13 protein-coding genes and 1 pseudogene are annotated in these 13,683 nt (G+C 39.8%); 13 read left to right on the top strand and 1 reads right to left on the bottom strand.

What is annotated here, in order from left to right:
- Positions 1 to 62: 62 nt before the first annotated feature.
- A complete protein-coding gene (locus OC529_RS05720) occupies positions 63 to 293 on the bottom strand; it encodes a DUF1797 family protein (protein WP_000443574.1) in 231 nt (76 codons plus the stop codon).
- A gap of 189 nt (positions 294 to 482) precedes the next feature.
- Here OC529_RS05720 and OC529_RS05715 point away from each other — a divergent pair, with 189 nt between their 5' ends.
- The 13 genes and pseudogenes from OC529_RS05715 to OC529_RS05645 all read left to right on the top strand — a co-directional run bounded on the left by OC529_RS05715 (position 483) and on the right by OC529_RS05645 (position 13,374).
- Positions 483 to 1,166, top strand: a complete 684-nt coding sequence (locus OC529_RS05715; RefSeq protein ID WP_001011642.1) for an amino acid ABC transporter permease — start codon at positions 483 to 485, stop codon at positions 1,164 to 1,166.
- A complete protein-coding gene (locus tag OC529_RS05710; RefSeq protein WP_000140955.1) occupies positions 1,166 to 1,900 on the top strand; it encodes an amino acid ABC transporter ATP-binding protein in 735 nt (244 codons plus the stop codon). The genes OC529_RS05715 and OC529_RS05710 overlap by 1 nt, the downstream gene beginning before the upstream one ends.
- Before the next feature lie 178 nt (positions 1,901 to 2,078).
- Entirely contained in the window at positions 2,079 to 2,936 is an 858-nt protein-coding gene (locus OC529_RS05705) for a bifunctional methylenetetrahydrofolate dehydrogenase/methenyltetrahydrofolate cyclohydrolase (RefSeq protein WP_050142755.1), read from the top strand.
- A gap of 136 nt (positions 2,937 to 3,072) precedes the next feature.
- Positions 3,073 to 3,894, top strand: coding sequence for a phosphate ABC transporter ATPase (locus OC529_RS05700; protein ID WP_173213679.1), 822 nt, complete (start codon positions 3,073 to 3,075; stop codon positions 3,892 to 3,894).
- Positions 3,895 to 3,908: 14 nt separating this feature from the next.
- Positions 3,909 to 4,748, top strand: coding sequence for an NAD(P)H-hydrate dehydratase (locus OC529_RS05695; protein WP_173213676.1), 840 nt, complete (start codon positions 3,909 to 3,911; stop codon positions 4,746 to 4,748).
- A gap of 297 nt (positions 4,749 to 5,045) precedes the next feature.
- Positions 5,046 to 5,729 carry a ribose-5-phosphate isomerase RpiA gene (rpiA, locus tag OC529_RS05690; protein WP_173213674.1) on the top strand — a complete coding sequence of 228 codons (684 nt, stop codon included), beginning with the start codon at positions 5,046 to 5,048 and terminating at the stop codon, positions 5,727 to 5,729.
- Between the two features lie 13 nt (positions 5,730 to 5,742).
- Positions 5,743 to 6,954, top strand: a complete 1,212-nt coding sequence (locus OC529_RS05685) for a phosphopentomutase (protein WP_173228683.1) — start codon at positions 5,743 to 5,745, stop codon at positions 6,952 to 6,954.
- Position 6,955: 1 nt separating this feature from the next.
- Positions 6,956 to 7,516, top strand: coding sequence for a DUF1697 domain-containing protein (locus tag OC529_RS05680; RefSeq protein ID WP_173213672.1), 561 nt, complete (start codon positions 6,956 to 6,958; stop codon positions 7,514 to 7,516).
- Complete coding sequence (locus OC529_RS05675; RefSeq protein WP_138702284.1) at positions 7,513 to 8,322, top strand: purine-nucleoside phosphorylase; 810 nt, start codon at positions 7,513 to 7,515, stop codon at positions 8,320 to 8,322. Before OC529_RS05680 ends, OC529_RS05675 begins: the two co-directional genes overlap by 4 nt.
- A gap of 201 nt (positions 8,323 to 8,523) precedes the next feature.
- The gene (locus OC529_RS05670) at positions 8,524 to 8,733 is read left to right on the top strand and encodes a hypothetical protein (protein WP_240148104.1); all 210 of its coding nucleotides are present in this window, start codon (positions 8,524 to 8,526) and stop codon (positions 8,731 to 8,733) included.
- A gap of 43 nt (positions 8,734 to 8,776) precedes the next feature.
- A complete protein-coding gene (locus OC529_RS11750) occupies positions 8,777 to 11,524 on the top strand; it encodes a thiol-activated cytolysin C-terminal domain-containing protein (protein WP_173213670.1) in 2,748 nt (915 codons plus the stop codon).
- A 328-nt stretch (positions 11,525 to 11,852) separates the two neighbouring features.
- Positions 11,853 to 12,097, top strand: a pseudogene (locus tag OC529_RS05650) (purine-nucleoside phosphorylase); the annotation flags it as partial.
- A complete protein-coding gene (locus OC529_RS05645) occupies positions 12,091 to 13,374 on the top strand; it encodes a chloride channel protein (protein ID WP_173213668.1) in 1,284 nt (427 codons plus the stop codon). The pseudogene OC529_RS05650 and the gene OC529_RS05645, both read left to right, overlap by 7 nt.
- Positions 13,375 to 13,683: the final 309 nt, after the last annotated feature.

Below are 13,683 nucleotides of genomic sequence, written 5' to 3'. Positions count from 1 at the left end.
TATTTGTGAGACAAAAAGGATTTTGGTTAGACATGCAGGGTGTAATCCCAGCTTGTTTTGTATTAGTAAAGGAGTTCGTAAATCTCCATTGCAATCAAGTCAATGCTATCAAAAGTATAAGTTTCGCGAGCTTCTACATCACGAAGGGTAAAGATTGATCCGTTTTCTTCGTCGTGGCTGTATGCAACTTCTGCAACAACAACTCCTTCGCGTTCAAAATTACGTTTTAAATTTCCGCCATCGTTTGCCATTGCTTCAAGGCGGTTGATGATTCTAACCAAATGTGATTCCATTTTGATTCTCCTTCATTTCTTATCGTTACTATTTTACCATAAAGGAGGCCAACTTGCCTAGAAAAAACTAAGATTTCTCGCTAATTCTGCTAGTTTAAAGATTTTTAAATAAATTGGATAAAAGATTTGAATTTTAATTCAATACATGTTATAATCATACAGTACTCTATTTTAGAAAGCAGTGTGACTATGAATTTTTCTTTTTTACCTAAGTATTTACCTTATTTTAACTATGGGGCTGTTGTGACGGTTCTCATTTCTATCTGTGTTGTCTTTTTGGGAACTATTTTAGGGGTTGTCTTGGCTTTTGGGCAACGTTCAAAGTTTAAACCGCTTGTTTGGCTGGCCAACTTGTACGTTTGGATTTTCCGCGGGACGCCGATGATGGTTCAGATCATGATTGCCTTTGCTCTAATGCATATCAATGCTCCGACTATTCAGGTTGGGATTTTGGGTGTTGATCTTTCTCGTCTGATTCCAGGGATTTTGATTATCTCTATGAACAGTGGTGCTTATGTTTCTGAGACTGTTCGTGCTGGAATCAATGCGGTTCCAAAAGGTCAGCTAGAAGCGGCTTATTCGCTAGGGATTCGTCCTAAAAATGCGATGCGCTATGTGATTTTGCCACAAGCAATCAAAAATATCTTGCCAGCTTTGGGGAACGAATTTATCACCATTATCAAGGACAGCTCCCTCTTATCAGCTATCGGTGTCATGGAGTTGTGGAACGGGGCTACAACAGTTTCTACAACAACCTATTTACCTTTGACACCACTTTTATTTGCAGCCTTTTATTACTTGATTATGACTTCTATTTTGACAGTAGCCTTGAAAGCTTTTGAAAAACGTATGGGACAAGGAGATAAGAAATAATGACAGAAACCTTGATAAAAATTGAAAATTTACATAAATCATTTGGAAAGAATGAAGTATTGAAGGGCATCAACCTCGAGATTAAAAGAGGAGAAGTTGTCGTTATCATCGGTCCTTCAGGGAGCGGGAAATCTACCTTGCTTCGCTCTATGAATTTATTGGAAGAAGCAACCAAGGGGAAGGTTATCTTTGAGGGAGTCGATATTACGGACAAGAAGAATGACCTGTTTGCTATGCGTGAGAAGATGGGGATGGTTTTCCAACAGTTTAATCTCTTTCCTAATATGACTGTGATGGAAAATATCACCTTGTCACCTATCAAGACCAAAGGTGAGAGCAAGGCAGTTGCTGAGAAGAGAGCCCAAGAACTTTTGGAAAAAGTTGGTTTGCCAGATAAGGCAACTGCTTATCCACAGAGTTTGTCAGGTGGGCAGCAACAGCGGATTGCCATCGCGCGTGGGTTGGCCATGGAACCTGATGTTTTGCTCTTTGACGAGCCAACTTCAGCCTTGGATCCTGAAATGGTAGGTGAGGTATTGGCTGTTATGCAAGACCTTGCCAAATCAGGAATGACCATGGTTATCGTAACACATGAAATGGGATTTGCCCGTGAGGTGGCAGACCGTGTCATCTTTATGGCAGACGGTGTGGTTGTTGAAGATGGAACACCAGAACAGATTTTTGAACAAACCCAAGAACAACGGACTAAGGATTTCTTGAGTAAGGTTTTATAGGTTAGCTTTGTTAAGCTATTTGTAACCAATTTTAAACTTTCAAGACAAGATTAGTGAAAAGCTCGACCAGAGCTTTTTCTTATAGTTTGAAACTATAGGATAGCCTAGGAAAGAAGTGTTAGAGGGGACTAGCGGTTTTTGGTATAATGGAAGATATTTGAAAGAAAAGAGAAGTGATATGACACAGATTATTGATGGGAAAGCTTTAGCGGCCAAATTGCAGGGGCAGTTGGCTGAAAAGACTGCAAAATTAAAGGAAGAAACAGGTCTAGTGCCTGGTTTGGTAGTGATTTTGGTTGGGGACAATCCAGCCAGCCAAGTCTACGTTCGCAACAAGGAGAGGTCAGCTCTTGCAGCTGGTTTCCGTAGCGAAGTAGTGCGAGTTCCAGAGACCATTACTCAAGAGGAATTGTTAGACCTGATTGCTAAATATAATCAGGATCCAGCTTGGCATGGGATTTTGGTTCAGTTGCCATTACCAAAACACATTGATGAAGAGGCGATTCTATTGGCTATTGACCCAGAAAAGGATGTGGATGGTTTCCATCCCTTAAACATGGGGCGTCTCTGGTCTGGTCATCCAGTCATGATTCCTTCGACACCTGCAGGAATTATGGAAATGTTTCATGAATATGGGATTGATTTAGAAGGTAAAAATGCGGTTGTCATCGGTCGTTCAAACATTGTTGGAAAACCCATGGCTCAGCTTCTTTTGGCCAAGAATGCTACAGTGACTTTGACCCATTCACGTACTCATAATCTTGCCAAGGTAGCTGCTAAAGCAGATATTCTTGTAGTAGCAATCGGTCGTGCTAAGTTTGTGACTCCTGATTTTGTGAAACCAGGTGCGGTAGTCATTGACGTTGGGATGAACCGCGATGAAAATGGTAAGCTCTGTGGGGATGTTGATTATGAGGCGGTTGCCCCACTTGCTAGCCACATCACGCCAGTTCCTGGAGGTGTCGGTCCTATGACCATTACTATGCTGATGGAGCAAACCTATCAGGCAGCACTTCGGACATTGGATAGAAAATAAGAGAAAAATCGCTGAAGAGAGTGTATTTTCTATAGCTATATCTGAAATGGCAGAAATGAGTATTAAATTTTAGAAATAAGTTTATAAAAGGAGGTCTGCGCCTCCTTTTTGTTGTATAATGGAGTGAGGTGATTAGATGATTTTAAAAATTTATAATGGGGAATATAGTTTACAATGGGATGGAATATACTACTTAGCACTAATTGATTATCCAAATATTCAAGAGTGGGAATTAGAAAAAATTGCTAAATTTATAGCTTACGAAAAACTTCATAAACGTCAAACAAGTATTGACTGTGCTGATTCTTGTTTAAAAAAAGAAATTTTAGATTACATCTGTCAGCATCCCTTTCTGCCACCATTTACCCCTACAAATAAAATAGTAGCCTCGACTTATGATCTACATAAGAGGTTAGTGACTTCAGACTACTGTAGTCATACTACGACTATAGATGCAGCTATTTCTATCTTTAAAACAGGTCAGCTCTTATCTGCTGTGAAAGCCTTTGGGCGAGATGCTGAGGAGTTGGTTTTGGATAGTAGAAATGCTGCATCGGATCCGATAGATTATTTTGACTATGTCATGTTAGGGTGGTCAAATACAAGTTCTGGTTATCGATTAGCGATGGAGCGTTTATTAGGTCGAGCTCCTTCAGAGAAAGAATTACAAGACAAGTTTATTCCTGGAGTGAGTTTTCATTTTATCTATACAGATTTGATTAAAGTTACTGGTTATATTTTTGATGGCTACCATGTTGCAAAAATTAAGGACATGTTGAATTTATTTAGTGAGTTGTATATTTGTGTTATTCCAACTCATAATAAGAGCCAATTTGAAAATATTATTCCAACTAAAATACAAGATAGGGTGCATTATCTTGACTATGCTGGAGAAGACTTAGAAGAGTGGACTAAGAAAGTCTATCAAGTTGTTTTAAAACAATCAGATAAAGGATAGTTGAGGAAAAAAGGATGAAAGTGATTGATCAAACCTTACTAGAAAAAATTATTATTGAACGTTCTCGTACAAGTCATAAAGGAGACTACGGTCGTCTGCTCTTGCTGGGTGGAACTTATCCTTATGGTGGTGCCATCATCATGGCTGCCTTGGCAGCAGTAAAAAGCGGTGCAGGATTGGTGACTGTTGGAACAGATAGAGAAAATATCCCAGCTTTGCACAGTCATTTACCTGAGGCTATGGCCTTTTCTCTTCAAGACCAGCAATTGTTACAAGAGCAATTGGAGAAGGCAGAAGTTGTCTTGATGGGGCCTGGTTTACGAGACGATGCTTTTGGAGAAGAACTAGTCAAACAGGTCTTTGCTGGCTTAAAAAAGAATCAGATTTTGATTGTAGACGGAGGGGCCTTAACCATCCTTGCTAGGACAAGTTTGTCGTTTCCATCTAACCAGCTTATCCTAACTCCCCACCAAAAAGAATGGGAAAAGTTGTCTGGTATTACGATTGAAAAGCAAAACGAAGATGCAACGACTAGTACCCTAACTTCCTTCCCTCAAGGAACAATTTTGGTGGAGAAAGGTCCAGCTACTCGTATTTGGCAAGCTGGCCAATCTGATTATTACCAGTTACAGGTTGGCGGTCCCTATCAGGCGACTGGGGGAATGGGAGATACGCTTGCTGGGATGATTGCAGGATTTGCAGGCCAATTCCGACAGGCCAGTCTCTACGAACGTGTGACAGTAGCGACCCATCTTCATTCAGCTATTGCCCAAGAACTAGCTCAAGAACATTATGTGGTCTTGCCAACGGAGATTAGTAATTGTCTTCCTAAAGTAATGAAAAGATATGTCTAAAATAGTTAGACAAAAAATGTTGATAATTTGTATCATTATTCTTAAATTACAAAAAACGAACGTTTAGCATTCTTCTCACTGAGAAACTAAATTTGTTCGTTTTCTTACTCTTATAAATCTATTTTTGTTAGAGTTTATTTGGTTTATATCCGTACTTAAAGTGATTTGTCAGAACTCTACTTTTATTAAAAAAATTCAATTTCAAGGATAAATAAGCAGTATTCTAAAGGTATTTTTAGATGAAATAAAAGCCTTTACATGGTATAATAGAGGTAGCTCTTTAATGGAGGTGTTTGAGTGGAAAATCTGAAGAAAATGGCAGGTATCAAGGCTGCTGAGTTTGTCAAGGATGGCATGGTCGTTGGACTTGGAACAGGCTCGACTGCCTATTATTTTGTCGAAGAAATCGGTCGTCGTATCAAGGAAGAAGGATTGCAGATTATAGCTGTAACGACTTCTAGTGTGACCACTAAACAGGCAGAAGGCCTTAATATCCCACTCAAATCTATTGACCAAGTAGACTTTGTCGATGTGACGGTTGATGGTGCAGATGAAGTGGATAGTCAGTTTAACGGAATCAAAGGCGGTGGTGGTGCCCTTCTCATGGAGAAGGTGGTTGCAACACCATCTAAAGAATACATTTGGGTAGTTGATGAAAGCAAGCTGGTCGAGAAACTAGGTGCTTTTAAATTGCCAGTAGAAGTGGTTCAGTATGGTGCAGAGCAGGTCTTTCGTCATTTTGAACGAGCTGGCTACAAACCAAGTTTCCGTGAAAAAGATGGCCAACGTTTTGTGACGGATATGCAGAATTTTATCATCGATCTTGCCTTGGATGTCATTGAAGATCCAATTGCTTTCGGACAAGAATTGGACCATGTCGTTGGTGTCGTAGAGCACGGTTTATTCAACCAAATGGTGGATAAGGTCATTGTTGCTGGACGAGATGGGGTTCAGATTTTAACCTCAAGAAAAGAAAAATAGAAGGGGGCATAAGATGTCTAAATTTAATCGTATTCATTTGGTGGTACTGGATTCTGTAGGAATCGGTGCAGCACCAGATGCTAATAACTTTGTCAATGCAGGGGTTCCAGATGGAGCTTCTGACACACTGGGACACATTTCAAAAACAGTTGGTTTGAATGTCCCAAATATGGCTAAAATAGGTCTTGGAAATATTCCTCGTGAAACTCCTCTTAAGACTGTACCGGCAGAAAGCAATCCAACTGGATATGCAACAAAATTGGAAGAAGTATCCCTTGGTAAGGATACCATGACTGGGCACTGGGAAATCATGGGACTCAACATTACTGAGCCTTTCGATACTTTCTGGAATGGATTCCCAGAAGAAATCTTGACAAAAATCGAAGAATTTTCAGGACGTAAGGTCATTCGTGAAGCCAACAAACCTTACTCAGGAACAGCCGTTATCGATGATTTTGGACCACGTCAGATGGAAACTGGAGAGTTGATTATCTATACTTCAGCTGATCCTGTTTTGCAAATTGCTGCCCACGAAGATATTATTCCTTTGGACGAATTGTACCGTATCTGTGAATACGCTCGTTCAATTACCCTTGAGCGCCCTGCCCTTCTAGGTCGTATCATTGCTCGCCCTTATGTAGGTGAACCAGGCAACTTCACTCGTACAGCCAACCGTCGTGACTTAGCCGTTTCTCCATTTGCACCGACTGTTTTGGATAAATTGAATGAAGCTGGTATCGATACTTATGCTGTTGGTAAAATCAATGATATATTTAACGGTGCTGGTATTAACCATGACATGGGCCACAACAAGTCAAACAGCCATGGAATTGATACACTATTGAAGACCATGGGCCTTGCTGAATTTGAAAAAGGATTCTCATTCACAAACTTGGTTGACTTTGATGCCCTTTACGGCCACCGTCGTAATGCTCATGGTTATCGTGATTGCTTGCATGAGTTTGATGAACGCTTGCCTGAAATTATCGCAGCCATGAGAGAGGATGACCTTCTTTTGATTACTGCTGACCATGGAAATGACCCAACCTATGCAGGAACAGACCACACTCGTGAATATATTCCACTTTTGGCTTACAGTCCTGCCTTTAAAGGAAATGGTTTGATTCCAGTAGGACATTTTGCAGATATTTCAGCGACTGTTGCAGATAACTTTGGTGTTGAAACAGCCATGATTGGGGAAAGTTTCTTAGATAAATTGGTATAAAATGACGCACTATGCTTTGCTGGTGAGGGGTATTAATGTTGGTGGCAAGAATAAGGTCGTCATGGCGGAGCTTCGTCAAGAACTGACAGAATTGGAACTGGAAAAGGTTGAAAGCTACATCAACAGTGGCAATATTTTCTTTACTTCGGCAGACTCAAAATCCCAATTGATTGAAAAATTAGAGACTTTCTTTGCAGTCCATTATCCATTTATTCAGAGTTTTTCCCTAATGAGTCAAGAAGACTATGAAGCAGAAGTGGAAAATCTCCCAGCTTGGTGGAGCGAAGACTTGGAACGAAAAGACGTCCTATTTTACACTGAGGGTTTGGATGTGGATCAAGTCATCGAGAAAGTAGACAGTTTAAAACTGGAAGATGAAGTTCTTCATTTTGGAAAACTTGGTATTTTCTGGGGGAAATTTTCTGAAGAAACCTACTCTAAAACTGCCTATCACAAGGATCTGCTCAAGATGCCTTTCTATCGCCACATTACCATTCGCAATGCTAAAACTTTTGACAAAATCGGTCAAATGCTAAAAACTAAAAAAGGAGACACACAATGACATTTTTAGATAAAATCAATGAAACAGCTGCCTTCCTGAAAGAAAAGGGAATCCAAGCGCCTGAGTTCGGTCTAATCCTTGGGTCAGGACTTGGAGAATTGGCAGAAGAAATCGAAAATCCAGTTGTAGTAGATTATGCTGATATTCCAAACTGGGGCCGTTCAACAGTAGTTGGCCACGCTGGTAAATTGGTATATGGGGAACTTGCAGGTCGCAAGGTCTTGGCTCTTCAAGGTCGCTTCCATTTCTACGAAGGCAATCCTCTGGAAGTCGTGACTTTCCCAGTTCGTGTCATGAAAGTCCTCGGATGTGAAGGTGTCATTGTAACCAATGCGGCTGGTGGTATCGGATTTGGTCCTGGTACTTTGATGGCTATCTCAGACCATATCAATATGACAGGACAAAACCCATTGATAGGTGAAAACTTGGATGACTTTGGTCCTCGTTTTCCAGATATGTCTAAGGCCTACACACCAGAATACCGTGCTACTGCCCATGAAGTAGCTAAAAAACTGGGTATCAAGCTTGATGAAGGTGTCTATATCGGTGTAACTGGTCCAACTTATGAAACACCAGCAGAGATTCGTGCCTATAAGACACTGGGAGCAGATGCAGTTGGTATGTCTACTGTTCCTGAAGTGATCGTGGCAGCCCACTCTGGCTTGAAAGTTCTAGGAATTTCATGTATTACTAACTTTGCGGCTGGTTTCCAAGAAGAACTCAATCACGAAGAAGTTGTAGAAGTAACCGAACGTGTCAAAGGTGATTTCAAAGGCTTGCTTAAAGCTATTCTTGCAGAATTGTAAGAAAAAAGATTTAAAAGGGGGAATGCCTCTTTCCTTTCATGGTTGACTATTCGGAATAAAGAAGAAACATAGGTAGACTATGGGGTTCTTCCTACTCTTGTACCTGAAAGAGTCTGACAGTTAGCATTGTGAAAGACAAGATTCTAGGATACTAGCATTAGCTTCCTACCAAGCAGACTAGGATGATAAGGAAAGATAAGAATGAATTTATACTCAATGAAAATCAAAGAGCAAACTAGGAAGTTAGCCGCAGGTTGCTCAAAACACAGTTTTGAGGTTGTAGATAAGACTGACGAAGTCAGTGACCATATCTACGGTAAGGCGACGCTGACGTGGTTTGAAGAGATTTTCGAAGAGTATTACTTTCTGAATTTCTCAACCTTGTCTTATATAGGGGACAAGGAGATTTAGTTTGAGTCTGCTTATAAATAAACGAAAAGAAAGATAAGAAATAATGAAAATTGGTCAACGAATTATGCGCTTTGGCATAAAAAAATTAAGTATCGGAGTTGTATCTGTTGCAGTCGGCTTCGCATTTCTAGCTCCAGCTGGAATTTCAGCCAATGAAGTAAAACAAGATGTAACATCTGAAGTGGCAACAAGAGTGCCAGATTCTAAGGAGGAATTGAGAGAGCCGGAAAATGTTGCTCCAAAACTAGAAACTCCTCTTAGAGAGGAGCCAAGACTAGCTCCTCAACCGCTTCCGGAAGCAAGTGAAGTTCTTGAAAACAAAAGGGAAGAGTCAAAAGTAGAGATGACAGAGCCAGCTCAAGACTCACCTGTTCATGCTCCTGTAGAAGAAACTAAAGAAGAAGTTGTGACAGAAAAACCAACAAATACTCGTTCTCTAACCGCAGAAGATTTGGTGAAGATTTCCAAAGGGGAATTGCATTTAGAAAATGATTTGATTGATGAATCTCTCTATGGTGAAAAAGTTCTTGATTTGGAAGGGGATGATGACCAAGATGGCATCAAAAACAAAGATGAACTTTATGTTTACAACAAAGATGGTAAGGATTATCTAGGATATAACAGTCATCCCTTGCTAGCAGACAGTGATGGGGATGGTTTGGCAGATGGAGAAGATGACAATAAGAAAGAATGGTATGTCACAGATCGTGATTCTCTTCTCTTTATGGAGTTAGCCTATCGAGACGATGATTATATTGAGAAAATTTTAGATCATAAGAATCCTTTCCCTAGTCTCTATCTTGACCGTCAAGAATACAAACTCATGCACAATGAATTGGCTCCTTTCTGGAAAATGAAAAAAGCCTACCATACAGATAGTGGTTTGGATGCTTTCTTATTTGAGACCAAGAGCGACCTTCCTTATCTCAAAGATGGAACGGTGCACATGTTGGCTATTCGTGGAACGCGAGTTAATGACGCCAAGGACTTAAGTGCAGATTTGGTTTTATTAGGTGGAAATAAACCAGCTCAAGCAGATGATATCCGCAAGGTTGTTGGGGAATTAGCCAAGGATAAAAGTATTACCAAGTTGTATATGACAGGTCATTCTCTTGGAGGCTACCTAGCTCAGATTGCAGCGGTTGAAGCTTACCAAAAATATACTGACTTTTATAACCATGTATTGAGGAAAGTGACGACTTTCAGTGCGCCTAAAGTGATTACTTCCAGAACTGTTTGGAATGCTAAGAATGGTTTCTGGGATGTTGGTTTGGAAAGCCGTAAATTAGCTGTTAGTGGAAAAATTAAGCATTATGTAGTTGATAATGATAATGTTGTGACTCCATTGATTCATAATGATCGTGATATTGTTACATTTACAGGTAATTCACGCTTTAAACACCGTTCTCGTGGCTATTTTGAAAGTCGAATGAATGATATTCCTAACTTTAATATTGGTAAACGAGCTACCTTGGATAAACATGGTTATCGTGATCCGAAATTGGATAAAGTGCGATTCTTTAAGAAACAGGCTCTGCCTCAATCTTCTAGTCAACCAAGCGCTGAACCAATGGAAAATATTGCCTTAGGAAAACAGGTTACTCAAAGTTCGACAGCTTTCGGAGGAGATGCTAGAAGAGCTGTGGATGGCAAAGTTGATGGTAACTATGGTCACAATTCTGTCACTCATACCAACTTCCAATCCAAGCCTTGGTGGCAAGTAGATTTGGCTAAAGAAGAAACCATTCGCCAAATCAATATTTACAACCGAACAGACACTGCCCAGGATAGATTGGCAAACTTTGATGTCATTCTGTTAGATAGTTTTGGTAAAGAAATTGAGAGAAAACGCATAACATCTCTTAAAGATGTATCAGCACAAATTGCGATTAACCATAAAAAAGCGCGCTATGTTCGAATTGAGCTAGAAGGCTATAATGCCCTCAGTCTTGCAGAAGTCCAAGTATATCGTGCTGAGAATATCGCTTGGAAAAAACAAGCCAAGCAAAGTTCTACTGATTTTGGAGGAGATGCTAGTCGTGCCTTGGATGGTAATACCAATAGTAGTTATAGCCAGCAATCAATTACCCATACAAAATTTGAAAACCAGCCTTGGTGGGAAGTTGATTTAGGTCGTACAGAACAGGTAGGACTTGTTCGCCTTCATAACCGTGGGGATGGAGAACTTTCTAAACGTCTGTCAGACTTTGATGTGATTTTATATGATGAAAAAGGGAAAGAAGTTGCTAGACAGTATGTTTCTAAACTTGACGGAACGAGCTTGGATGTTCAATTAAATGGGAAATTGGGACGCCGTGTTCGTGTGCAACTACGTAAGAACAATCAAGCCCTCAGTCTTGCAGAAGTAGAAGTTTTCCGCTTTATAGCTACGAATGGTGAGACGGCGACACAAATTTCTAAGCCAGTTCAACCAATCAGTCAAACTCCTGCAAAAGACAAAACATTGACAATTCAACATAGTGGAGCTTACATTGCTCGCTACTCTATAACTTGGGAAGAAGTTACAGTAGATAAAGATGGAAACCAAGTTGTTCGTAGTCGTTCTTGGGAAGGAAACGGTCGCAACCAGACTGCAGGTTTTGTCCTCAACCTCCCAATCAAAGAAAATATGAGAAATCTGCGAATTAAGATTGAGAAAAAGACAGGTCTACTATGGAATAGATGGCAAACAATCTATGAAAACAGACCAATTTTAGCTCAACCCCACCGTAAAATTACCCATTGGGGAACAACATTAAATTCTAAGATTTCTGATGACGATGTCTTGTAATCTGATGATACAATGACAGTTAGATGATTTAGTTCATAAGAGAAGTACTACCTGAGCTTGAATAGAACTCAGGTAGCTCTCTGTGAAAGAACAAAATTAATACTCAATGAAAATCAAAGAGTAAACTAGGAAACTAGCCGCAGGCTGCTCAAAGCACTGCTTTGAGGTTGTAGATATAACTGACGAAGTCAGCTCAAAACACTGTTTTGAGGTTGTGGATATAACTGACGAAGTCAGTAACCATACATACGGCAAGGCGACGTTGACGTGGTTTGAAGAGATTTTCGAAGAGTATAAACAGAAAGGTAGAGCACGTGTTCTGATTTGAACACGAGTAGAAATTCGTACCTATAAGATGCTTGGAACAGATGTGGTCGGAATGTCAACTGCTCCTGAAGTTATTGTTGTAGCCTATCAGGTTTGAGATTTCTAGGAATTTTATGTATTACTAACTATACTACTGGTTTCAAAGAAGAGATTAACCACGAAGAGGTTATAGAAGTGATTGAGTGTGTTAAAGGTGATTTTAAAGGCGTACTTAAAGCCGTTTTTGCTGAATTATTACTATGTTAAAAGAATTGAGGAGTATTTTTCAGAAAATCCCTTATAATCTTAAATTATTCCTAGCAGTCATTTTGCAAGGAATAGTTTCAGGTTTATCTGGTATTTTTATACATTATCTTTTAAAGATGATAGAGGGGATAGCTTTTGGTCAATCAGAGCATCAAACTGTATTCTTGACAGATGGAGTTTCCTCATCGCGGATAGGATTAAGTTTAATAATTGTGGGTGTCAGCTCATCCTTGGTCTGGTATTTCTTGCAAAACAAATCACAGATTTTTTCCATTAAAGCACAGATGAAGGATGAGACTTCACAATACAAACTTCATTTTTTAAAACAGCTATTTCATTCAATTTGGCAGATTATTGCAGTTGGAGGGGGAGCACCTATTGGTAAAGAAGCTGCGCCACGAGAGATTGGAACTCTATTTGCAGGACCAATTGGAAAAATATGTTCTCTCTCTAAGAAGGATCAAATCTTTCTCCTTGCTTGTGGTGCTGGTGCTGGTTTAGCAGCTGTCTATCAGGTTCCATTAACAAGTGTCTTCTTTGTTTTTGAAACTCTAGGAATTGCTCTATCTATTAAACGAGTTGTCTTAGTCGGTTTTACTACCTATGTGTCAACCTATACAGCAGGCTTGGTTATTTCAGATCAGGCTCTCTACCAGATTCCAGCCATCGCATGGTCATTAAAGGAAATGTGGATTATTCCCTTATTACTTCTTTTCTTAACCCCACTAGCTTGGCTTTTTGGTCGCTTGAGTAAAGCAGTGTCTTCAAACAGGATAAAAGATAAACGAATACTTCTCACATTGCCCACAGCTTTTCTTTTTCTTGCTGGGTTGGCAAGTTATTTTCCACATCTACTTGGAAATGGATGTATGATGGCTCAGGAAGTATTGAATGGTAGCAATGGCAAAACAGTATTCCTCTTGTTTATCCTAAAAGCACTGGTCGTTCTTATTACTCTGTGGGCAGGGGCCTATGGTGGTACACTTACGCCATCTTTTGCCTTGGGGATGGCTGGAGCTGCTCTCTTTGGAATGATTCTAGGTGGGGATAGCCAGCCAAGCATTTTGCTTTTGGGATCGGTTTGCTTTTTGTCTGTGACCTTGAGGGCTCCCTGGTCTGCAACTGGATTAGTAATAGGTTTCACTGGGCTAGGTTTGGATTCTCTTCCGTATCTCTTAGTAACAGCTGTTTTAGCCTATGAATTTGCAAAAATGTTAGACCGCTTTTCTTGGGCTAACAGACTGTGTCAGAAGTCAAAGAATAAAGTAATAAGATAGAAAACGACCGTTTCTTCTAATCAAAGATTTATCTTAAAAGATTAAAAACTATCGTCAATTTATCAATAACTGTTTAAAAAAATGTAGTAGGTTTATCGGAGTCATGATTGAATCCGATTTTTCCTAGCTATAAAAATAAAATAAAAAAAAGAAAGGTAGAGCGTGTGTTTTGATTTGAACACGAGCGGAAAACTTTTCATAACAATAAAAGAAAGGATGGGTAAACCGTATTTGCTGAACTGAATACGGACGGAGAACTGTGTAAAAAAGATAAACTTCCTAGCATCATTGATGCTACGTCAGTTTCCT

Origin of the sequence: Streptococcus sp. Marseille-Q5855 (assembly GCF_946901985.1) — a bacterium.
In the GTDB taxonomy this organism is placed as follows: Bacteria; Bacillota; Bacilli; order Lactobacillales; family Streptococcaceae; genus Streptococcus.
The sequence above is the reverse complement of the archived record's forward strand: the minus strand, read 5'-3'. Positions and strand labels throughout refer to the sequence as shown.

What these genes read in the sequence shown, in the direction of transcription:
- OC529_RS05720 (WP_000443574.1), bottom strand. Translation starts at nt 293, where the DNA reads ATGGAATCACATTTGGTTAGAATCATCAACCGCCTTGAAGCAATGGCA.
- OC529_RS05715 (WP_001011642.1), top strand. Translation starts at nt 483, where the DNA reads ATGAATTTTTCTTTTTTACCTAAGTATTTACCTTATTTTAACTATGGG.
- OC529_RS05710 (WP_000140955.1), top strand. Translation starts at nt 1,166, where the DNA reads ATGACAGAAACCTTGATAAAAATTGAAAATTTACATAAATCATTTGGA.
- OC529_RS05705 (WP_050142755.1), top strand. Translation starts at nt 2,079, where the DNA reads ATGACACAGATTATTGATGGGAAAGCTTTAGCGGCCAAATTGCAGGGG.
- OC529_RS05700 (WP_173213679.1), top strand. Translation starts at nt 3,073, where the DNA reads ATGATTTTAAAAATTTATAATGGGGAATATAGTTTACAATGGGATGGA.
- OC529_RS05695 (WP_173213676.1), top strand. Translation starts at nt 3,909, where the DNA reads ATGAAAGTGATTGATCAAACCTTACTAGAAAAAATTATTATTGAACGT.
- OC529_RS05685 (WP_173228683.1), top strand. Translation starts at nt 5,743, where the DNA reads ATGTCTAAATTTAATCGTATTCATTTGGTGGTACTGGATTCTGTAGGA.
- OC529_RS05680 (WP_173213672.1), top strand. Translation starts at nt 6,956, where the DNA reads ATGACGCACTATGCTTTGCTGGTGAGGGGTATTAATGTTGGTGGCAAG.
- OC529_RS05675 (WP_138702284.1), top strand. Translation starts at nt 7,513, where the DNA reads ATGACATTTTTAGATAAAATCAATGAAACAGCTGCCTTCCTGAAAGAA.
- OC529_RS05670 (WP_240148104.1), top strand. Translation starts at nt 8,524, where the DNA reads ATGAATTTATACTCAATGAAAATCAAAGAGCAAACTAGGAAGTTAGCC.
- OC529_RS11750 (WP_173213670.1), top strand. Translation starts at nt 8,777, where the DNA reads ATGAAAATTGGTCAACGAATTATGCGCTTTGGCATAAAAAAATTAAGT.
- OC529_RS05645 (WP_173213668.1), top strand. Translation starts at nt 12,091, where the DNA reads ATGTTAAAAGAATTGAGGAGTATTTTTCAGAAAATCCCTTATAATCTT.